This window comes from Chryseobacterium electrogenes, from assembly GCF_053553015.1.
The window spans coordinates 1,870,814-1,891,228 of record NZ_JBNPPB010000002.1; the positions used below are offsets into that span (position 1 = coordinate 1,870,814).

Annotated in this window: 22 protein-coding genes; 12 read left to right on the forward strand and 10 right to left on the reverse strand. The window is 34.0% G+C overall.

Translation table 11 applies throughout. The features are described 5' to 3' along the window. Positions 1 to 43 precede the first annotated feature (43 nt). Positions 44 to 388 carry a tRNA-binding protein gene (locus ACQQ6V_RS08570; RefSeq protein WP_448845112.1) on the forward strand — a complete coding sequence of 115 codons (345 nt, stop codon included), beginning with the start codon at positions 44 to 46 and terminating at the stop codon, positions 386 to 388. A gap of 50 nt (positions 389 to 438) precedes the next feature. After that, positions 439 to 1,167, forward strand: a complete 729-nt coding sequence (locus tag ACQQ6V_RS08575) for a hypothetical protein (protein WP_448845113.1) — start codon at positions 439 to 441, stop codon at positions 1,165 to 1,167. A gap of 36 nt (positions 1,168 to 1,203) precedes the next feature. On the opposite strand, the gene uvrC is transcribed toward ACQQ6V_RS08575, so the two are convergent. Further along, positions 1,204 to 3,006, reverse strand: a complete 1,803-nt coding sequence (gene uvrC / locus ACQQ6V_RS08580) for an excinuclease ABC subunit UvrC (RefSeq protein ID WP_448845114.1) — start codon at positions 3,004 to 3,006, stop codon at positions 1,204 to 1,206. 252 nt (positions 3,007 to 3,258) lie between these two features. Here uvrC and ACQQ6V_RS08585 point away from each other — a divergent pair, with 252 nt between their 5' ends. From ACQQ6V_RS08585 to ACQQ6V_RS08600, 4 genes are all read left to right on the forward strand, one after another. Next, positions 3,259 to 3,795: a HugZ family pyridoxamine 5'-phosphate oxidase gene (locus ACQQ6V_RS08585; protein ID WP_448845115.1), complete on the forward strand. Its 537-nt coding sequence runs from the start codon at positions 3,259 to 3,261 to the stop codon at positions 3,793 to 3,795. A gap of 125 nt (positions 3,796 to 3,920) precedes the next feature. Beyond that, positions 3,921 to 5,411 carry a histidine ammonia-lyase gene (hutH, locus tag ACQQ6V_RS08590; protein WP_448845116.1) on the forward strand — a complete coding sequence of 497 codons (1,491 nt, stop codon included), beginning with the start codon at positions 3,921 to 3,923 and terminating at the stop codon, positions 5,409 to 5,411. A gap of 1 nt (position 5,412) precedes the next feature. Then, complete coding sequence (locus ACQQ6V_RS08595; protein ID WP_448845117.1) at positions 5,413 to 5,880, forward strand: DUF2059 domain-containing protein; 468 nt, start codon at positions 5,413 to 5,415, stop codon at positions 5,878 to 5,880. Between the two features lie 52 nt (positions 5,881 to 5,932). Continuing rightward, complete coding sequence (locus tag ACQQ6V_RS08600) at positions 5,933 to 6,382, forward strand: GNAT family N-acetyltransferase (RefSeq protein WP_448845118.1); 450 nt, start codon at positions 5,933 to 5,935, stop codon at positions 6,380 to 6,382. On the opposite strand, the gene ACQQ6V_RS08605 is transcribed toward ACQQ6V_RS08600, so the two are convergent. The 5 genes from ACQQ6V_RS08605 to ACQQ6V_RS08625 form a co-directional block, all read right to left on the reverse strand. Beyond that, positions 6,383 to 7,555: a carboxypeptidase-like regulatory domain-containing protein gene (locus tag ACQQ6V_RS08605; protein ID WP_448845119.1), complete on the reverse strand. Its 1,173-nt coding sequence runs from the start codon at positions 7,553 to 7,555 to the stop codon at positions 6,383 to 6,385. A gap of 89 nt (positions 7,556 to 7,644) precedes the next feature. Beyond that, a complete protein-coding gene (gene ygiD / locus ACQQ6V_RS08610) occupies positions 7,645 to 8,472 on the reverse strand; it encodes a 4,5-DOPA-extradiol-dioxygenase (protein ID WP_448845120.1) in 828 nt (275 codons plus the stop codon). A 77-nt stretch (positions 8,473 to 8,549) separates the two neighbouring features. Continuing rightward, a complete protein-coding gene (locus ACQQ6V_RS08615) occupies positions 8,550 to 9,062 on the reverse strand; it encodes a YceI family protein (RefSeq protein WP_448845121.1) in 513 nt (170 codons plus the stop codon). Positions 9,063 to 9,161: 99 nt separating this feature from the next. Continuing rightward, positions 9,162 to 9,668, reverse strand: a complete 507-nt coding sequence (locus ACQQ6V_RS08620; RefSeq protein WP_448845122.1) for an MFS transporter — start codon at positions 9,666 to 9,668, stop codon at positions 9,162 to 9,164. Position 9,669: 1 nt separating this feature from the next. Then, complete coding sequence (locus tag ACQQ6V_RS08625) at positions 9,670 to 10,341, reverse strand: MFS transporter (protein WP_448845123.1); 672 nt, start codon at positions 10,339 to 10,341, stop codon at positions 9,670 to 9,672. A 166-nt stretch (positions 10,342 to 10,507) separates the two neighbouring features. Between ACQQ6V_RS08625 and ACQQ6V_RS08630 the strand changes: the two genes are divergently transcribed. The 6 genes from ACQQ6V_RS08630 to sucC all read left to right on the forward strand — a co-directional run bounded on the left by ACQQ6V_RS08630 (position 10,508) and on the right by sucC (position 15,004). After that, positions 10,508 to 11,836 carry a hydroxymethylglutaryl-CoA reductase gene (locus tag ACQQ6V_RS08630; protein ID WP_448845124.1) on the forward strand — a complete coding sequence of 443 codons (1,329 nt, stop codon included), beginning with the start codon at positions 10,508 to 10,510 and terminating at the stop codon, positions 11,834 to 11,836. Between the two features lie 7 nt (positions 11,837 to 11,843). Next, positions 11,844 to 12,563, forward strand: a complete 720-nt coding sequence (locus ACQQ6V_RS08635; protein WP_448845125.1) for a sterol desaturase family protein — start codon at positions 11,844 to 11,846, stop codon at positions 12,561 to 12,563. 4 nt (positions 12,564 to 12,567) lie between these two features. Next, positions 12,568 to 12,732, forward strand: a complete 165-nt coding sequence (locus tag ACQQ6V_RS08640) for a hypothetical protein (protein WP_448845126.1) — start codon at positions 12,568 to 12,570, stop codon at positions 12,730 to 12,732. Between the two features lie 12 nt (positions 12,733 to 12,744). Next, positions 12,745 to 13,134, forward strand: a complete 390-nt coding sequence (locus ACQQ6V_RS08645) for a DUF423 domain-containing protein (protein WP_448845127.1) — start codon at positions 12,745 to 12,747, stop codon at positions 13,132 to 13,134. 10 nt (positions 13,135 to 13,144) lie between these two features. Continuing rightward, on the forward strand, positions 13,145 to 13,687 hold the full coding sequence (locus ACQQ6V_RS08650; RefSeq protein ID WP_448845128.1) for a hypothetical protein: 543 nt from the start codon (positions 13,145 to 13,147) through the stop codon (positions 13,685 to 13,687). A gap of 126 nt (positions 13,688 to 13,813) precedes the next feature. Next, on the forward strand, positions 13,814 to 15,004 hold the full coding sequence (gene sucC / locus ACQQ6V_RS08655) for an ADP-forming succinate--CoA ligase subunit beta (RefSeq protein WP_448845129.1): 1,191 nt from the start codon (positions 13,814 to 13,816) through the stop codon (positions 15,002 to 15,004). A gap of 118 nt (positions 15,005 to 15,122) precedes the next feature. On the opposite strand, the gene ACQQ6V_RS08660 is transcribed toward sucC, so the two are convergent. The 4 genes from ACQQ6V_RS08660 to ACQQ6V_RS08675 form a co-directional block, all read right to left on the reverse strand. Further along, the gene (locus ACQQ6V_RS08660; protein ID WP_448845130.1) at positions 15,123 to 15,977 is read right to left on the reverse strand and encodes a mechanosensitive ion channel family protein; all 855 of its coding nucleotides are present in this window, start codon (positions 15,975 to 15,977) and stop codon (positions 15,123 to 15,125) included. 78 nt (positions 15,978 to 16,055) lie between these two features. Then, positions 16,056 to 16,646 (reverse strand): hypothetical protein, encoded by a 591-nt coding sequence (locus ACQQ6V_RS08665; RefSeq protein ID WP_448845131.1) that lies wholly within the window; start codon positions 16,644 to 16,646, stop codon positions 16,056 to 16,058. Between the two features lie 206 nt (positions 16,647 to 16,852). After that, entirely contained in the window at positions 16,853 to 19,141 is a 2,289-nt protein-coding gene (locus ACQQ6V_RS08670) for a TonB-dependent siderophore receptor (RefSeq protein WP_448845132.1), read from the reverse strand. 187 nt (positions 19,142 to 19,328) lie between these two features. Further along, the gene (locus tag ACQQ6V_RS08675) at positions 19,329 to 20,411 is read right to left on the reverse strand and encodes a putative type IX sorting system protein PorV2 (RefSeq protein ID WP_448845133.1); all 1,083 of its coding nucleotides are present in this window, start codon (positions 20,409 to 20,411) and stop codon (positions 19,329 to 19,331) included. Between the last annotated feature and the right edge of the window lie 4 nt (positions 20,412 to 20,415).

Consider the following 20,415-nt stretch of genomic DNA (forward strand, 5'->3'; position numbering starts at 1 on the left):
TAAATATTTTTATAAATTTAACCTAGAATATAATTGCACAATAATGAAAACCGAAGAAGAACAAATTAGCTGGGCAGACTTTTCAAAAATTGAAATGCGTGTAGGGACAATCTTAGAAGCAGAAGTTTTTAAAGAAGCTAGAAAGCCTGCCTACAAACTACTTATAGATTTCGGGGAGTTTGGGATTAGAAAATCATCCGCTCAGATTACTAAACTCTACCAACCAGAAAACCTCATCGGGAAACAAATTGTTGCCGTTATTAATTTCCCTGAAAAACAAATTGCAACCACCAAGAGCCAATGTCTTGTTATGGGCGCTGTAGAAGGTGATGTTGTAACATTAATGGGATTTGATCATCCTGTGAAAAACGGCACCCGAATAGGATAGAATCTTTATTGAAAAAATAAAAATAACACATCTTTTTGTAAATTAGCATCATGAAAAAATTAACATCCATTATATTAATAACTGCTTTTTCTGTAGCATCTGCACAAAAAATAAGCGACTACGAGTATATCTACGTTCCTAAAGAGTTAGACAAAAAAATTAATAACTATAAGTTAGATCAACTTCTTATTAAAAATCTTAACTCTAAGAAGTACAAAACGTTTCAAGACAGTCAAGACAACTGGCCAACAGATTTACAATTAAACAAGTGCCTAGTTGCCAAAGCCAATATTATAGATGACAGTAGTTTTTTAAAAAATAAAATTAAAATTCAATTTAAAGATTGTAATGACAAAATAATTTCAGAATCAAAAGGCGCATCAAACGAAAAAGATTACGATCTTGGTTACCCAGATGCACTAAGACAAGCTTTCCCGTCCATTCCGGTTTCTAACCCTAGCGAAACAAAAGCTATCGCAGACACCCCAAGTCCAACAACCACTACAACAAATACTGTTTCTAACTCAAAATCAGAAACATATAGCAACAATTCTTTAAGCTTGCAAAAAATAAATATTGGAGCGGGGCAATTTATACTAGCTAATGCCAATAGCTCTGTGCCATTTGCTACACTTAAAGAATCTACTAAACATGGCGTCTATCATGTTAAATTAGAAAATGGATCATCTACAATTGCCTATATAGAAAACGAAAACATTGTTATAGAAATCCCTCAATCTAACGATGCTTACAAAAAAGAAGTTTTCCTAAAGAAATAAATACTAAAAAAGCAGTGAAATCATTCACTGCTTTTTTTATGCTTTTTCTGATCCATTAAAGTATTCCCAGACGACTTTCGCTTTGACTTTACCAAGGATTTCTTCTAATGTTTCTATGTTAGATTCTTTTACTCGTTTTACGGATTTTAATTTTGATAAAAGAAGTTCGATAGATTTTGGTCCTACGCCTGGGATTTCTTCCAATTCTGATTTGATGGTAGAATTTTTCCGACGAACTCTATGATGTTTTACCCCAAATCTATGTGCCTCATCTCGTACACGCTGCAAGATTTTAAGCGTCTCTGCCTTTTTATCAATATACAACGGAATAGGATCTTCTGGAAAAAAAATCTCTTCTAATCGCTTGGCAATACCTACAATCGTTATTTTACCATAAAGTCCTAGCAATCTCAAACTTTTTACTGCCGATGACAATTGGCCTTTTCCACCATCTATTAATATTAGCTGTGGCAAAGGTTCGTTTTCGTCCAGTAATCTTTTGTATCTACGATAGATTACCTCCTCCATGGTGGCAAAATCGTTAGCACCTTCCACCGTTTTCGGGTGAAAAATACGATAATCTGCCTTGCTAGGTTTTCCATCTTTGAAAACCACACAAGCCGAAACAGGATTGGTACCTTGGATATTAGAGTTATCGAATCCCTCGATATGTCTCGGTTCTACAGGCATCCTAAGAAGTTGTTTCATCTCTGCCATCACACGATTGGTGTGACGATCAGGATCTACAATCTGGACTTGCTTTATCTTTTCTAGGCGATATTCTTTGGCATTTTTCTCAGATAATTCTACAATTCGTTTTTTGTCCCCAACTTTAGGCACAATAAGTTTTGCATTCGGGATTTCTACGCTTAGGTGAAACGGAATTAATATTTCTTTAGAATCCGAACTAAATTTCTGTCTAATCTCAATTAAAGCTTCTTCCAGAATATCTTCGTCACTTTCGTCAAGAATTTTTTTAATTTCTGTGGTAAAACTTTGGATGATATTTCCGTTTCTAATTTTGAAAAAGTTAACATAAGCCGCCGTTTCATCACTGGTCATCCCAAAGACATCAACATCATCAATATTAGGATTAACAATCGTATTTTTGGTCTGATAATCTTCTAAAGCATCAATTCTTTGTTTGATAAGATGGGCATTTTCGTATTTAAGATCTGCCGCATATCGCATCATTTGATTAACAAGATATTCTTTAGCCTTACGGAAATCTCCTTTTATAATGCCTCGGATGGCATCAATTTTCTCGTCATAATCTTCTTTGGATTCTAGACCTTCGCAAGGACCTTCGCAATTTTTGATATGATATTCTAAGCAGACTTTATATTTGCCATCTTCAATTTTATCTTTAGACAAGTTAAGATTGCACGTCCTAAGTTTATAAATATGTTTTATAGTTTCTAACAAAACCTTTGCAGGTCTAATTTTGGCATAAGGACCGAAATATTCTGAGCCATCCTTAATGACATTTCGAGTCATAAAAATCCGCGGAAAAGCTTCATTTTTAATACAAATCCAAGGATAAGTTTTATCATCCTTAAGCATCACATTATAGAAAGGCTGATGTTCTTTGATAAGATTATTTTCTAACAAAAGCGCCTCATACTCGCTATTAACAATGGTCGTTTCTAGTCTTACAATTTTCCCAACCATAATTCTGGTACGAGAACTTATAAGATTTTTATTGAAATAAGACAACACTCTTTTCTTCAGGTTTTTAGCTTTTCCTACATACAGCAATTGATCGTTTTTGTCATAATAACGATACACGCCAGGATCGGAGGCTAGGGTTTTCAGTTGAAGTTCGAGGTTAGGATTCATCGTGCAAAAATACAGATTATCTCATCTCTATAAAAATAGCTCTATCCTTTAATTCAAATTTTAATAAAATGATATTAGATTACTCTTATCCACAAATCAAATTAAGATATTAATAAGGTTAATATTATTTTAATTTAAACTTAAAAAAAATAATCTTTACGTAATAATTACAACAAACTAACAATAATCATATATAATTACCACAAAACAAGAGTTAATTTTGGTAATTTTGAAATAATCAAACTTTTAGCAATGAGTGAACATACAAACCCAACACAATTAGACCAATCTAAAATAAAACCGAAAGCCCCTAAAGTAAGCGAACTTATCGAAAATTCTAAATCTTTAATTCTTGCAACAATAGATGCAGAAGGGAAGCCGCAATCTAGCTACGCTCCTTTTGTGCAGATCGAGAATAACTTTTTGATTTTTGTGTCTTTCATGGCAAAACATACTAAAAATCTTAAAGAAAGAAAATCAGCTTCTGTTATGCTTATCGATGACGAATCTACCGTAAAACAAATCTACGCAAGAGACCGTCTAACACTAGATTGCCATGCAGTGGAAGTTGCAAAAGAAGATCCTTTACATGACCAAGCTATCATAGAGTTAAAAAACAGACACGGCAAAGTCGTTGATCTCCTTGCTGAGATGAATGACTTTATCATGATTAATCTAATCCCCGAAAAAGGTTCTTATGTTAATGGATTCGGGAGTGCTTATTCTGTTAACGCAGACCTAAGTATTAATGAGCATGTAAAAGGCGCGCACGGCAATCATACTAAGTAAAAAAATACTCAACATAAAAGAAACCCTTAAAGTATCGACTTTAAGGGTTTCTGTTTTTATTTTTATCATCATAATATATCATAGGGTTTACCTAAAAATCGTATTTTTAAAGAAATTTTACAACGATGATATACGGAATAGATACTTTTACTTTTCAAGATGTTTTAGAGATTTGTAAAGATCCTAAAAAAGCAATACTTAACGAAGAAGCGAAAGACCAAATTATAAAATCTCAACAAAATGTTCAGAAAATAGTAGAATCAGACCGAACTGTTTATGGCATTAATACAGGATTTGGCCCATTGTGTGATGTGAAAATTTCAGAAGAAGAAACAGCACAACTACAACATAACTTAATTATATCGCATGCTGTGGGCGTGGGAAAACCCATCGATAAAGAATTATCAAAAATAATGATGATTGCAAAAGTCCACGCATTGTCCAAAGGATATTCTGGCGTATCATTAACGCTTATCGAGCGACTTATCGAGATGTTAGAGAAAGACATCATTCCTGTGGTGCCAGAGCAAGGATCTGTTGGTGCTTCTGGAGACTTAGCACCTTTATCACATTTGGTTTTACCACTTTTAGGTTTAGGTCAAGTATGGGAAAATGACCAACCTCAGGATACATTAGCAGTTTTAAAAAAACATAATCTAGACCCATTAATCTTAGGACCTAAAGAAGGTTTAGGATTAATTAATGGTACACAGTTTATTTTAGCACATGCGATAAAAGGTTTAGAAAAATTCAGTTATATATTAGACCTTGCGGATCTTACAGCTGCGATGAGTCTAGAAGCTTACCGCGGATCTGCAAGCCCTTTCAAAAAAGAGTTGCACGAGATTAGACCATTTGCAGGGAGCAAAAAAGTAGCATCTAGGATGTTGAAGTTTCTAAAAAATTCTGACAACTTACAATCTCATGAATTCTGTGGGCGTGTACAAGATCCCTACTCTATGCGTTGCGTACCTCAAGTACATGGTGCTAGCCGTAATGCTTTTGATCATTTATCATTAATGGCCAATACAGAGCTTAATTCTGTGACGGACAATCCTATCATATTAAGTGACGAAGAATCTATCTCTGGCGGTAACTTTCATGGTCAATTAATGGCATTACCTCTGGATTATGCGACGCTAGCTGCTGCAGAGTTAGGAAATATATCAGACCGAAGAAGCTATCTTTTATTAGAAGGAAAATTCGGGTTACCAAGATTATTAACAGAAAGCTCTGGCCTTAACTCTGGCTTTATGATTCCTCAATATACCAGTGCAGCCTTGGTAACAGAGAACAAAACGCTTTGTTTCCCCGCATCTGCAGATTCTATCCCTACAAGTCTTGGACAGGAAGATCATGTATCTATGGGAAGTATTTCTGGTAGAAAATTTAATCAGGTATTAGATAATCTTGTTAATATTTTCTCTGTCGAATTAATGTTTGCTGCACAAGGATTAGAGTTCCGAAGACCTGCAAAATGTTCTAAAATCATCGAAGAAAATTTCGATATCATCAGAGCTGTTGTCCCAAAACTAGAAGATGATCGATTAATTGGACAAGATATGTTAGCGATTGCTGAGTTAATCAGAAATAGAAAATTTAATGTAACTGTTTAATATGAAAAAAATCGTACTACTAACTAGTTTATGTTTTTCAAGTATTGTTTTTTCTCAGAGTAAAGAGCAAAAAGTTGAAAAGCTTGTAGAAGCCATGCAGTTTGATAAAAGTATCAATGCAATGATGACACAATTATTCGAAAGCTATTCTCAAAAATATCCTAACGTACCGAAAGAATATTGGACTAGATTTCAAAAGGAAATGAATGCAAAAGAGTTTCAGAAAAAATTAACACCTGTATATTTAAAATATTACACTGAAGAAGATCTAGACGGGTTAATCATGTTTTATAATTCTCCAATTGGTAAAAAATCAATAGAAGTAATGCCTTTTGTAATGCGCGATGCCATGGCAATTGGCGAAAAATGGGGACAAGAAATTTCTAAAAAAGTAATTACCGACTTGCAAAAAGAAAATTACTTACCGCCACCTCCTCCTCCAACTTTACATTCTAAGAAAAATAAATAACACACACAGCTGTCTTTAACCTCAAAAATTAAAGACAGCCTTTTATTAAAATATGATAACACTAGATCGTACCACTTCTCAGAATATTCATTTTCGGGAGTTAGTTACACAATTAGACGCTGATCTTGCGATAAGAAACGGAGAAGAGAATGCTTTTTTCTCTCAATTCAATAAAATTGATAATATCCAACATTGTATTGTTGCGTATCTGGACGACAATCCGGCAGGTTGTGGTGCTCTCAAGTCATTTTCTGAAGATACCATGGAAATTAAAAGAATGTACACCAATCCTATTTTCCGTAGAAATGGCTTAGCAAAAGCCATCCTAACCGAATTAGAAGCTTGGGCAAAGGAATTAAATTACAAAAAAGTAGTCTTAGAAACAAGTAAAATGCAACCCGAAGCTATTGCGTTATACTACAAATGTGGTTACACAGCAATTCCTAATTATGGGCAATATGTAGGAATAGAAAGCAGTCTTTGTTTTGAAAAAGTTTTATAATTAATCTCCTAATTGATAATCTAGCGGTAACATTTTCGAAATATTCTGCTGAGAAAAACTCTCTTCCAATATTAATTGATCTGGATCTGAGGTAAAGCCTTCTTGGAAAACTTCAAACTCTTGAGCCTCTGGATGTATGATAGAAGATTGCGAAGAATAACCTTCTGACTGTAGAATCTTGTCTTTTTTCAGTTCGTAGTAATACTTTTTGTAATTAACTTGCAGAAGATCATCAAACTTGAGAAATACTTTTTCTTTTTCTCGCTTTGTAAAGTCTGATTCTTTCAGTTTTGTTTTTAGAATAGCAAGGAGAAATTCTGAATTTTGATTTCTACGTTTCGCTATTTCTTCTAAGTCTGACGGCATAGAGATATTAACTATTTTTTGAGATTTTATCAACCTGAAATAATTACTCAGCTCTTGTATCTCTTCCTCGGATGGATATTGCGGATTTTTTATGCGCCTAGCCTGATTAACGATAAAGCCTTCTTTCTCCAATTCGTTTTGATAAATACTTCTAAAAAAATGCATCAAGCTTCCTTTGTAGGCATTAATTCGGTTTTGAATGTATTCATTTTTGGGTTTCATTTCTTTAAAAAATGAAGTCCCAAGATAGCTGGAGCTTTTATTGTTAAAATCAGCTTCAAAATTAATTAAGTTATACTGAATAGTGTATCCTAGATTTTTATTTTCTATAATCAAAGTCTGAGGCGCTTTCACTTTTAAGAATTTATTCTTTTTATCGTAAGAAAACTTCAGCGATTTTTGGTTTTTAATCTTCACCTCATCTCTGCCGTAACCGATAAATTTATCTAAAAAGTAATTGATATAATTACGGTAAGCTTCGTCTGTGTAAGGGATAATTATAACTTCTTGTATATCTGTGACTTTGTTGAGAACAACTTTTAGATTTTTGTTAAAATAATCCGAAGCCTTCACACTAAAGGTATCATAATCATCTTTTTGAAAGACAAGATTGCCTTTAGTCTGCTCCGAAACCGGTAATTGAAAGCTACCATCTTGAGAAGAAGTCGTTGCAATTTTGGTCCCATCGAGATAGATATTAACACCAGAAATTGTCTGTGAAGCATCGTTAGTAACTGTTCCTTGTAAGATTTGACCAAAAGAAAATATCACAACGGTTAGACATAAAAGAAGTAAAGCTTTTTTCATAGTCAATATTACTAAAAACTTAGGTATAAAAAAAGTTCTGTCAAATGTTGACAAAACTTTAATAACATTAATTCAATATCTAAAAAAATCTAACCGATTTTCACACTTGTCATGCTGAGGCTTCCGCCAACTAATTCATCATTAAACAATGATAAATCTTCTGATGAATGCTTAAGTCCCAAACTATAAATCAAAGGTAAATAATGATCTGGTGTAGGCACTGCATATTGTAGCGCTATACCTTGCTTTTGGTAATTTATCAAGCTATCGTAATCGCCATCTAAAATCCAATTATTAGTTTTCTCTCTGGCTTCTATCGCCCAGTCCCAACCTGTACCAGCCTTCTGAATATTGCTTCTATCAAGCAATCTCAGATTATGAACAATATTACCACTGCCAATAATTAATATGCCTTTCTCTCGAAGTTTATGAAGTTGCTGCGCCAAATCAAAATGATATTGTGGCGGCTTGCTATAATCTATACTCAACTGAATTACAGGAATATCTGCATCGGGATACATGTGCATAATCACCGACCATGCGCCATGATCTAATCCCCAATTATGATCTTCTTCTACCAAATTAGGCAATAACAGATCGATAGTTTCTGCAGCCAATTCTGGGCTACCTTTTACAGGATATTCTACATCAAACAATTCTTTCGGGAAACCATAAAAATCATGAATTGTCCTAGGCATAGACATTGCCGTTACAAAAGTCCCTTGTGTAAACCAATGTGCAGAAATACACAGAATAGCATTAGGCTTCGGGATTTCTGTTGCAACTTTTCTAAAACCTTGTACAAATTGATTTTCCTCAATGGCATTCATCGGAGTACCATGTCCCAGAAAAAGGACAGGCATCTTGTCGGTTGATGCAAAGTGGCTACTGATACTTTGTAAGTCGTTAAGAGTCATTATATGTTAAGTAAATAAAATTGCAGATTCTCAAAACATAGAATTGAAAATCTGCAACATTGATATTTTATAAAAAATTAAGCTTGTTTTACAAACTGAAGTTCGCCAGCGATTTTTACATCATCGCTCACCATAACACCTCCAGTTTCTAAAGCTGCATTCCAGCTAAGTCCAAATTCTTTACGGCTAATTTTACCTTCAAAAGAGAAACCAGCTTTAGTATTTCCCCAAGGATCAACATTAATTCCACCAAAATCTACATCAAGATTAACAGGTTTGGTAATATCATTAATTGTTAAATTACCCGTGATATTGTTATTAAGAGAATCTGTTTCGAAAGTAATTTTCGGGTTAGATTCTACATTAAAGAAGTCTGCAGATTTCAGGTGATTATCACGATCTGTATTGTTAGTAAAGATAGAATCTACATCTATTACCGCTGTTGTTTTAGCATTTTTAAAAGTATCATCGTCTGCTTCTATCTCAGCATTAAAGCTTTGAAATTGACCTTTAACGTTAGAGATCATCATATGTTTTACTTTAAAAGTAATTTCGCTGTGTGTTGGGTCTAATAACCATTTAGTTGCCATAATATTCGTTTTTTTTAATGTTTAAATTTCTACTGCAAATGTAACATCAGAAACCCAAACCAAACATTGATTTATGATAATTTATCAGCTTATCCTATGTTAAGACTTTTTAAAATAAGAACTAAAAAACATCATTACAACCATACCTAACCCAAAGAAAGAAAACAAAGTAAAAGACCAACGTAAGCTGGATAATTCTGCGATGTATCCTATTAATGGCGGCCCCATAAGAAAGCCTAAAAAGCTAATACTAGACACCAATGCAATTGCCATACCTGGTGGGATTGTAGGATGCTTCCCAGCTAAGCCATACACTGTAGGCACACAACAAGCAACACCTAACCCTACTAACATAAATCCAATAGTAGATGTCACAACATAAGGAAAAAGTACTGACAACATCATACCAACAAACATTAATATACCGCTAGTGATTAAGACTTTTCGCTTCCCTAACTTAGTGATTAAAAAATCACCTAAAAAACGTCCCGTAGCCATCATAATCATAAAAGAAGTATAACCTAAGATCACCAATGATGCTGGAGACTTTACAATATCCTTAAAATAAACACCCGTCCAATCAAACATTGCACCTTCTGTAGCCATGCTAAAAAAGCCAACACCCCCCCAATTGTATCAAAATAGAATCTGGCTTAAACTTAGCTTTCTTCTGCTGGCTACCTTCTGCAGCCTCCATTGGGATTAGAAATCTGGCATTCCAAATTGTATTAATCACAACCAATCCAAATATTATTAAAAAATGTCCAGTGATATCAATATGAAGATTAATGGTTAATAAGCCTATTAAAGCTCCAAGAAATCCTGCTAAGCTCCAACCTCCATGAAAAGCCGTCATAATAGACTTCCCATACAATCTCTCTACACCAACAGCCTGCGTATTAACAGCAATACTTCCCATATTACCTGCAATACCGAACGCAAATAGACTTGCCGCCAACATATATATATTAGTTGCAAAAGATATACTGCACAAAATCGCAGCATAGATTAGAGAAACAATTGCGATAACTTTTCCACTCCCAAATTTGGTCACCACCTTTCCCGATAATGGCATCGTAAACAATTGTCCCAAAGGCAGCATCAACAGCATTGTTCCCAATTGTCCTTCGCTTAGATTAAGTGCGCCTTTAACAGTTGGGATCCGGCTTGCCCATGATGCAAAACAAATACCTTGACAAAAGAAGTACCCAAAAACAGCAGTACGGTATCGGGCTTTTGTAACAGTATCAAGGGATGGTTGTGTGGAGAAAACAGACATAAATAAGTGAAATTAAAAATCGAGTGCAAATTTACATCAATCTATCAGAACAGAATCTTTATTATCAAAAATTAATAGACTGACATTTTTCAGACCAACTCTTAATTAATTCTAAACATTAGCTGATACTAAATCCTTATCTTTGAATTTCAAATTTTATCAAGACATGAATCACCAACCCGTTGAAGGTTTTTCTAAACTCTCTAAACAACAGAAAATAAACTGGTTAATCAAAGAATATCTAAGCGAAGACAGAAGCTACGAGCAAATATTACAACAATATTGGAACAATGATGCCGACATCCAAAAGCTTCATGAAGAGTTCTCGGAGAATACGATTTCTAACTTTTATATGCCTTACGGTATTGCCCCCAACTTCCTAATTGATGGGAAATTACTAGCGTTACCAATGGCGGTTGAAGAAAGTTCTGTCGTTGCGGCAGCTTCTAAAGCCGCAAAATTTTGGCTGGATAAAGGCGGTTTCAAAACCACAATTATCAATACCGAAAAGCTAGGTCACACCCACTTTATCATTAATATAGAACCTCATAAGCTGCAACATTTTTTTAATTTTAAATTAAAGAAAAGATTGCTGGAGGCAACAGAAGATATTACCAAAAACATGAGAAATCGTGGCGGCGGAATATTAGACATCAAATTGATTGACAAGACCGCAGAAATGCCTAATTATTTCCAGCTTAAAGCGAGCTTTGACACCGTAGATTCTATGGGCGCCAACTTTATCAATTCTTGTCTAGAGCAATTTGGTAAAACATTGAAAGAGGAAGTTTCTTTAGAGGATAATTTCTCTAACGAAGAAAAAGAATCTCTACAAGTTGTGATGAATATCTTGTCTAATTTTACACCAGACTGTATCGTTAGAGCCGAAGTTTCTTGTAAAATTGAAGATCTAAAAGACGACAGCGGAATTTCTAACGAAGAGTTCGCTAGGAAATTTAAACAAGCTGTTAACATCGCCGAGATTGAACCTTACAGAGCGACAACACATAACAAAGGTATTATGAATGGTGTAGATGCTGTTGTCATTGCCACCGGAAATGACTTCCGCGCTACAGAAGCTTGTGCCCATGCTTACGCTTCTCGCAACGGAAAATATTCTTCGTTAACGCATTGCACGACAGATAATGGGATTTTCAGATTTTGGATAGATTTACCGATTTCTGTTGGTGTTGTTGGTGGATTAACCAATCTTCATCCTTTGGTAAAATTCTCTTTGGCATTACTTGGGAAACCATCTGCTCAAGAATTAATGAGCATCTTGGCAGTTTCTGGACTGGCACAAAACTTTGGTGCGCTTCGTTCTTTGGTAACAACGGGCATCCAGAAAGGTCATATGAAGATGCACTTATTCAATATTCTTAATCAATATAAAGCGACGGAAGAAGAGAAGCAACATTTTGTGACTTACTTTAAAGACAAAACGGTGAGCCATCACGAAGTTATTTCTGAATTAGAAAAACTGAGAGCAAAATAAAATATTAATGTTAGAATTTTTAAAGCAAAATAACTATTTAAACATAACGCTTTTCAGTTTTATTCTGAATGGTTTTTTGCTTTTATTTTCTATCATTATTTATGTTTTATTATCGAAAATTTTAGTTAAAAGACAATTTAGGATCCAATCTCAGCCGATCTACAAAAAAGACATTTTGTTGTCAGTTGTAACTTTAATCTGTAACGTTGTAATTTTTGTTTTGGGTGTTTTTCTTTGGCGAAACCAAATCATACAAATCAACTTAAATGCTGGCATCTTAGAAATTATCTTGAAGTCTATTTTGTTATTAGTTTCTATGGATTTCTTAATGTATTTTTTCCATCGCATGGTACACTCAGAAAAGTTGTATCCGCTGATTCACAAAAGACATCACGAGCATGACGCTACCAACGCCATCAGCTTATTTGTACTCCATCCCGCCGAAGCTTTGGGATTTGGTTTTTTAATCATCTTGGTTCTTTACATCTTTAATTTCCCTCCAGAAAGCGTGATTATTTATCTTTCTGCCAATCTTATCTGGGGAACTATTGGACATCTTAATGTCGAAGTATTACCAAAGAGATATATGGACAAATTTCTAATCAAATCTTTGGGCATGGCAGAGTTTCACAACCTTCATCATCAACATATCCAGTCTAATTTTGGTTTTTACACATTAATTTGGGACAAACTATTTGGGACTTTGGATGTTAAATATTTAAAATAAAAAAATGTTCGGAATTATTTTATCCATTCTTATGACAGCTTTTGGAATTTATCTTAAAATCTCCAACAATCCAGGTTTTGCAACTTCTAAAAAATATGCTTGGCTTTTTATAGCTTTGGGTGTGGTCACACTTATAGGAAGAATCGTTAATATGTATCTAAAAAATTAATTATAAAAAAATATGAAAACAATTACCCTTATCGTCGGTGCATTATACGGACTTTTATCCGTTGTTTTGGGTGCATTTGGCGCACATGCTTTTAAGAAAATATTATCTTTAGAAAGATTAGAAAGCTTCGAAACTGGCGTTAGATATCAGATGTATGCTGCTTTCTTTTTATTGATAGTAGGTTATATTTTAAAATTTGATACTTCTAGTCAAAAATGGATTTCTCTATTAATGATTTTTGGGACTGTATTATTTTCTTTCAGTATTTATTTCTTAAGTTTCCAAGATTATTGGGGCGTTAATCTAAAGTTTCTAGGACCAATTACGCCATTGGGAGGATTATTAATGATTCTCAGTTGGGGAATGCTAATCTTGTATTTTGCAAAAGCAAAACTTTCTTAATCACAAAATAATGAAAAAAATTACTCTTATTTTCGGTTTGATTTTGGTCAATCTAAGTTTTGGTCAAGAGATCAAAGAAGTAAAAGTTGGGAAAACCTTTCAATTTGCATATCCTTCTAATTATCTGAGAACTTACACGCTTAATACAGATGCTTCTCTACAATTATCTAATGCGGCATTAGAAAAATATTCTATTATTATTCAAGATGAAAAAGCATCTCTGAAATCTGTTGACGTTTTGTTCTCTAACCTTGAAGAAGCTGTTGATTTCTACTCACGTACATTAATTAGTAATCTCACCGATAACAATAACAAGAAGATTTCTAAGGTTACCTATCGCGATATTAATGGTTATCCATCCACTGAGAAGATTTTTGAAGGTGACCTAATAGATGAGGAAACCAAAGAAATTGTAAAAATCAATTACGTTTTTACTGTTGTAGAAACACCTGATTATTATTATCAAATTCTGTCTTGGTCACCAGTAAAACTAAAAGATAAGTTGTTACCAGAATTTAGAACAATGGCTAATTCTTTCAAAGAAAATCCATAAAATTCATTTTTATTAAAGATCAAAAAAATCAGGAGTTTAAAAAGTTGAGCTTAAATTATTTTACTTGCTTCAATTTTATTAAATTTGTAAATCTTAAATATTAGAAAATAAAACAATAAAAATATTATGAATCTTCACGAATATCAATCTAAAGAGATTTTATCGAAATACGGCGTTGCAATCCAACGTGGTATTGTTGCTAATAATGTTGATGAAGCTGTAGCTGCTGCCGAAAAATTAACTGCTGATACAGGCGCACAAGCTTGGGTTGTAAAGGCTCAAATACACGCTGGTGGTCGTGGTAAAGGTGGAGGTGTTAAGTTTTCTCCTAACATGGACAAGCTTAAAGAAAACGCTGGTAACATTCTTGGTATGCAATTGGTAACACCTCAGACTTCTGCTGAAGGTAAAAAAGTACATTCTGTATTGGTTGCTGAAGATGTATATTATCCTGGAGAAACAGAAACTAAAGAGTTTTATGTTTCTGTATTATTGGATAGAGCACAAGGTAAAAACATGATCGTTTATTCTACAGAAGGTGGTATGGATATTGAGCACGTTGCAGAAGTAACACCTCATCTTATCCACAACGAAGTAGTAGATCCAGCGGTTGGATTACAAGGTTTCCAGGCTAGAAAAATCGCTTTCAACTTAGGGTTAGAAGGTGCTGCTTTTAAGGATTTTGTTAAATTTATCTCTGCACTTTACAACGCTTATGTTGGTATTGATGCATCTTTGTTCGAGATCAACCCAGTTCTTAAGACTTCTGATAACAGAATTATCGCTGTAGATGCTAAAGTATCTTTGGATGACAACGCATTGTTCCGTCACAAAGATCTTGCAGCTCTTAGAGATACAAGAGAAGAAGATCCTACGGATGTAGAAGCTGGCGAAGCTGGTCTTAACTTTGTAAAGTTAGATGGTAACGTTGCTTGTATGGTAAACGGTGCTGGTCTTGCAATGGCAACAATGGATATTATTAAATTATCTGGTGGTAACCCAGCTAACTTCTTGGACGTTGGTGGTACTGCAGATGCTGCAAGAGTACAGACTGCTTTCGGGATTATCTTGAGAGATCCTAACGTAAAAGCAATCTTGATTAACATCTTTGGTGGTATCGTTAGATGCGACAGAGTTGCTCAAGGTGTTGTAGATGCTTACAAAGCAATGGGTAATATCCCAGTTCCTATTATCGTAAGATTACAAGGTACTAATGCTGTTGAAGCTAAAAAGATTATTGACGAGTCTGGACTTAACGTTCACTCTGCAATTACTCTAGAAGAAGCTGCAAACAAAGTAAAAGAAGTTTTAGCATAGTCTAAAATTTTAATATAAAATAAAAACCGTTTCATTTTTGAAACGGTTTTTTTAGTTGAAATATTGTCTAGTCTTGAAATAGCAACACTAATCTAGCACTATGATTTTATAATATATTTTATGACCCTGGATTTGCAATACTGATGCTTGTAGGCGTCACTAGATGAATACCGTCAATATCAAATTGTTTTTTGATTTCCATTAGTGCTTGACTTTTTGCAGTTGTAATATTAGATCCAATTTTAATCCAAAATTTAACTTGCAATGTAAACGCACCTTGCTTAAGACTTGTGAAAACGACATCAGCAGTATCTAATCTATCAACATTATCTAATTTTTTTATAACTTCGAAGGCACTTTCCTTCGCTTTATAAATATCTTCATCAGCAGGAATTTCAAAGTCTAAAATAATCCTGCGTTGTGGTGATGCGGTTACATTAAAAAATGGCTGATTAAAAATCACCTGATTAGGAATATATACTTTTCTACCATCATCCGTAATAATCTTAGTCGTTAGAAGACCAATCTCTAAAACATTTCCAGAGTTACCACCAATTGTGACATAGTCTCCAACCTTAAAGGCTTTGTCTATGCCAATAAGCATTCCGGAGAATATACTAGATACCAAATCTTTCAAAGCGACACCGGCAATAACACCGGCAACCCCAAGACTTCCTAAAAATTTAATGAAAAATCCACTAAAGCCCATTATCTCCAAAGAGATAAATGTCCCCATGATCATAATCAAAAATCGAAAAACTCCTATTAATGTCGTTACGGATTCTTGTCTGCTGTTAGGAAAAACTCTATGAAATATGTCGACAGAAACTTTACTGAGATATTTGCTAAATGTCAAAAAAAAGACAAAAACCAAAATTCCGACAATTAGACTTGGTGTGATCTCTGCTAACTTTACGTACCAGCTGTTGAGAACTTTGTAAACAAGCTGTATGTAGCTTAATGTTTCATCCATTTTAAATTATTTTTTCAAAAGTATTCAAAAAAAATACCATCCAGAAATCCAGATGGTATAATTATTATAAAAAGTAAATTATTTTACGTTATTGATAATATCTTTTGCTTTAGATGTTGGCAAATAAACTTGAAAACCTAAACCAAAAACAATTTTGCTGTTAAGGCCTCCACTACCAAATCCTGCATTAGCATCATATTTTACCAAACCTTCTAGACCAATATTAGGCGTAATGAAGTAAGAATAACCAGGTCCGAAACCAAAGTTAAGACCATTAGAAGAAGATCCTCCTTTAGAGATAGAAGTACCACCAACACCTAGATTACCTTCTACAAAGAATCTACCGTGCTTCAATAAATTATCAACACCTGCCTCTCCTGGAGATACATAATAACGCCCTAGAGCACCTACATTGTATGTAAAGGTAGTGGCAGCATCTTTTTTACCTGCAAAACCTAGATCTACATATCCACCAACTGCTAAATTATCATCGATAAAATAAGCACCTTTTGGTTGGATAGAAAAATCATAACCTGCACCTTTATTAAGACCAAAATTAGCACCTGCAAGGTTACCACCAACCATCCAGTTACCTTTTTGGATTTGAGCATTAGCAGTTGTAAAAAGACCAGCTGTTAAAAGGACAGCACCTATAAATATTTTTTTCATAATTCAATAATTTATAATAGTTTATTATTTATTTTACGAAATAATAATTACAAGTTCTGTGCCAAAAATTAATAATAAGCTTATTTTACAACTTACTTTAGTATTATCATTGGTATATTCTTTAACAGAAATTGATATGTAAAAACAAAAAAAAGTGGAAATATTAATTCCCACTTTCTTTATTGAAAAATCTTATTTGTAAAAAATTATAGTTTATACGTTAATGTAAAATAGTAATTTCTTGGTGCAATAGGATTAACAGAGTAATTCTCATGAATATTATAGTTAATCGTATCAAACAAATTGTTAACCTTAGCTTGGATCATAAACTTCTTCCATTCATAACCTAGAGAGAAAGAAACTGTAGTATAATCTTTAACCTCGAAAGTTCTGCTAACTCCTTTTCTTGCTAATAAGCTGTTATTACCAGCTTTGGTATCGTTCCAGCCAGCAAAACGTTCTCCCATATAATAAAACCCTGCGCCTACTTTAAGACCTTTTGCAAAATCTGTAAATGTATAGAATGCTGATAAATTAGCTGTAGTAGCAGGTGTTCTTACTAATCTTTGATTTTCTACATAGCCTACTGTATCAGGTGTATCCAGATAGACTGCATTATTATAAGACACACCACCAATAATAGATAGATTAGGCATTGGATTACCAGTAATATCCAATTCTACGCCGCGGCTTCTCATTTTTCCTACAAAATCTTTTAGGTTAGTATCTGACGAAGCTATTGTATTGCCTTTAGGATCAAAATATAAAAAAGTCTGATAATAGTTATTATAATTAATCTGATATAATGATAAGTTAACAGCAACTGCATTATTCCAAAAACTCTTCTTAGCACCAACTTCATATTGATCTACATTGGTAGGCGATAATGCTTTTTTATCAAGATTATCTAGTTGAGATTGTACATCTTTGGAAGGTAAAGTCGTATTAATTGTATTGAATTTATCCGAAGTATAACCCACATTAGCAACAAAAGAATTAGTATAAGTTGCAAAAACTGATAGATTATCATTTGGCATATATACCAATCCTAACTTAGGTGATAGTGCATGATCAGAAGTAGAAGAATTATTAACAATATTTTTAGTATTCTTAGTAAAAGCTGTGCTAAGAGTTGGCATATTCTGGATATAAGACCAACGTAGACCTGCAATTACTTTTAACTCTTTAGTCAGACTAATAAAATCCTGAGCATACGCACCAATTCTTCTTGCTCTAGCTCTATTTTTAATATTAATTGTTGCATCAGGCATTGCTACACTTCCCCACGTAGAAGAATCATCTAAAAATAAAATATTATTAGGCGCCTTTACATTATAAGTATAAGAATCTGCTTGGTTATAATCTGCATCTGCACCTAACAGCACTTTGTGATTAATCTTCCCTGTATTGAATTCTCCGTTCAAGTTAACTTGTGCCGAAGTATAATTTTGCTCATTATAAGTCTTAGTAAAAGGTCTTTTATATGACAATCTATTAATATCAACATCTTTGTCATATATCCAAGCTACTCTTTCTGTAGAAAAGTAATCTTTGGTATAATTTTGATAAGATGCCACGGCATTTAATGTCCATTTGTCATTAATCTGATGGTTAAAAATAGCATCTGTAGTTGCTTGTTGTACATCTTGGTATTGCCAATCTGTTCCGAAGAAAGTGTTTCTACCAACATTTTTATTCAAGCTGTAGCTAAGATCTTTATTAGTTATTGTACCAATACCAAAGTCTGGCGTAGAGTGATTTTTAAGATAATCACCTTCTATGATTAATTGTGATTTTTCGCCTAAATTAAATAAGAATGAAGGATTGAAATAATACTTATCAGACTTTACAACATCGCGGTAACTTTCTGCATATTCATAAGCGCCGTTAACACGAAATGCTACGTTTTTAGAAAGTGGACCGTAGAAATCGACAGTCGGCTTATACGTATTCCAACTTCCGCCATTAAGTGCTACACTTCCGCCAAAATTAAATCTCGGTTTCTTAGTAACCATATTAATAATACCTCCAGCAGCAGTATTACCGAACATCATAGCATTAGCTCCTTTAAGCGCCTCAACACGCTCTAGACCACTAACTTCTGGGAAAACGCCACTATTAACTCTTACTCCATTTTTGAAAATATTATCATTTCCTAAAATAAATCCACGCCCACCAAAACTATCCTGTCCGTTACCTCTAGATGATGTGATGTAAACACCGTTAACGTTTTGTAAAACATCGCTCAATTGCTTTGCTTGTTGTTGCTCTATAATTTCGTGGGTAACGATGGCAACTGCTTGAGGCGTCTCCATAGCTGTAAGATTAGACTTAGACGTCAATATTTTAGCTTTATTAGGATTACCACTTTTATGAAGATTGACATCTTCAATCTGTTGTATTTTTATTGTATCATTAACTGATTTATTACCTGTTTGTGCATTAACCGAAATTATCGCAACCAAAAAACCTACTGAGATTATTCTCTTTCTCATAATGCTTATTTAGACTTATTTAAAATAATTGCGCAAATTTAAGAATATGTAATTCTCACGCAATACTTTTTTTTGTCTCAAGGCATTAAATCAAATTAATTGACTTATAAACAGCAAAATAAATTTTACATGACAGAAATCATGCAGTATTAGATGTTAGAAAAATTGAGATGTAATAAAGTTGATTTTAATTCCTAAATGCCCTCATATCAAGCTTTAAAGAAAAGAAATTAGAATAAAAATTAGATCCACCAATACCAGAATTTGTAATTGCGTAATCTAAGGTTAAGCCTTTATATTTAATACCAATACCACCACTTGGTTGGAAGGACATTTTACGTTTCAGGCTTTCTATATCTGTAATATTTTGAAATCTATTAACACCAAGTCTCACAAAAATCAAATCCTGAAAAGCCAATTCTGCGCCTGCATAAGGTGTAATACTTGCAAAATCTGTAGAAACTAATGCGGCTGTTTTTGCAAAATCTACATTAAGACCTGCTTCAGAGATTAGAGTAAGATCTCTATTAAACTCAAAACTACGACTTGCTCCTACATTAAGTTTCGGCATTGTAATTTCTAATTTGTCTGTTGGTGCAGGGTTAAATTCTTCTCCGTTAACGACTGTCGATAATTCCTTTTGATTAATTGTCCAGAAGTTAACCGTAGTTGTTGCATCTCTTAGCATCGCGCCATAAGTCCAACCGTTGTCTGCACGATAATTAGCTCCGATATCAAACCCAAAGCCATAACCGCTAGCAAACTTACCAACATTACGATATACCATCTTTGCATTAACCCCTAGATCTAACTTATGATTACCATTGGGATGAAAAGCGTAGGATAAGATTGCAGCATAATCCGCAGTAGAAAATGATGAAATTTTATCATAATCAATATTACCTTCAGAATCTATCATCTGAGTGGTATTAAGGATATTATCCACACCAAGACGTACCAAAGAAAATCCAAAGACTCCATTACCGTTATCCAAAGCTTTCGCATATCCCAAGTAGTCATACTTGGCGATAGACTCAAAGTACTCAGCGTGCATTGCTGCACCTTGCCAATCACTTTCTACACCTGTTAATCCTGCGGGATTCCACATTGGTGCATAGACATCAGTTTGATTAGTCATAACCGCGCCACCCATACCTAAGGCTCTAGCACCCGCACCGATGTTAAGAAATTCATTAGAATATTTTCTCACAATCTGCGCCTGCAAAGTCCAGCTAAAAAACACGAGTATAAAAAGTATATTTTTTTTCATTAAT

Coding starts and splice junctions, on each gene's coding strand:
- ygiD (WP_448845120.1), bottom strand. CDS start 8,472: ATGACTCTTAACGACTTACAAAGTATCAGTAGCCACTTTGCATCAACC.
- ACQQ6V_RS08595 (WP_448845117.1), top strand. CDS start 5,413: ATGAAAAAAATCGTACTACTAACTAGTTTATGTTTTTCAAGTATTGTT.
- ACQQ6V_RS08620 (WP_448845122.1), bottom strand. CDS start 9,668: ATGGCTACAGAAGGTGCAATGTTTGATTGGACGGGTGTTTATTTTAAG.
- ACQQ6V_RS08625 (WP_448845123.1), bottom strand. CDS start 10,341: ATGTCTGTTTTCTCCACACAACCATCCCTTGATACTGTTACAAAAGCC.
- ACQQ6V_RS08650 (WP_448845128.1), top strand. CDS start 13,145: ATGAAAAAAATTACTCTTATTTTCGGTTTGATTTTGGTCAATCTAAGT.
- ACQQ6V_RS08660 (WP_448845130.1), bottom strand. CDS start 15,977: ATGGATGAAACATTAAGCTACATACAGCTTGTTTACAAAGTTCTCAAC.
- uvrC (WP_448845114.1), bottom strand. CDS start 3,006: ATGAATCCTAACCTCGAACTTCAACTGAAAACCCTAGCCTCCGATCCT.
- ACQQ6V_RS08585 (WP_448845115.1), top strand. CDS start 3,259: ATGAGTGAACATACAAACCCAACACAATTAGACCAATCTAAAATAAAA.
- ACQQ6V_RS08645 (WP_448845127.1), top strand. CDS start 12,745: ATGAAAACAATTACCCTTATCGTCGGTGCATTATACGGACTTTTATCC.
- hutH (WP_448845116.1), top strand. CDS start 3,921: ATGATATACGGAATAGATACTTTTACTTTTCAAGATGTTTTAGAGATT.
- ACQQ6V_RS08665 (WP_448845131.1), bottom strand. CDS start 16,646: ATGAAAAAAATATTTATAGGTGCTGTCCTTTTAACAGCTGGTCTTTTT.
- ACQQ6V_RS08570 (WP_448845112.1), top strand. CDS start 44: ATGAAAACCGAAGAAGAACAAATTAGCTGGGCAGACTTTTCAAAAATT.
- ACQQ6V_RS08630 (WP_448845124.1), top strand. CDS start 10,508: ATGAATCACCAACCCGTTGAAGGTTTTTCTAAACTCTCTAAACAACAG.
- ACQQ6V_RS08605 (WP_448845119.1), bottom strand. CDS start 7,555: ATGAAAAAAGCTTTACTTCTTTTATGTCTAACCGTTGTGATATTTTCT.
- ACQQ6V_RS08640 (WP_448845126.1), top strand. CDS start 12,568: ATGTTCGGAATTATTTTATCCATTCTTATGACAGCTTTTGGAATTTAT.
- ACQQ6V_RS08600 (WP_448845118.1), top strand. CDS start 5,933: ATGATAACACTAGATCGTACCACTTCTCAGAATATTCATTTTCGGGAG.
- ACQQ6V_RS08670 (WP_448845132.1), bottom strand. CDS start 19,141: ATGAGAAAGAGAATAATCTCAGTAGGTTTTTTGGTTGCGATAATTTCG.
- ACQQ6V_RS08575 (WP_448845113.1), top strand. CDS start 439: ATGAAAAAATTAACATCCATTATATTAATAACTGCTTTTTCTGTAGCA.
- sucC (WP_448845129.1), top strand. CDS start 13,814: ATGAATCTTCACGAATATCAATCTAAAGAGATTTTATCGAAATACGGC.
- ACQQ6V_RS08675 (WP_448845133.1), bottom strand. CDS start 20,411: ATGAAAAAAAATATACTTTTTATACTCGTGTTTTTTAGCTGGACTTTG.
- ACQQ6V_RS08635 (WP_448845125.1), top strand. CDS start 11,844: ATGTTAGAATTTTTAAAGCAAAATAACTATTTAAACATAACGCTTTTC.
- ACQQ6V_RS08615 (WP_448845121.1), bottom strand. CDS start 9,062: ATGGCAACTAAATGGTTATTAGACCCAACACACAGCGAAATTACTTTT.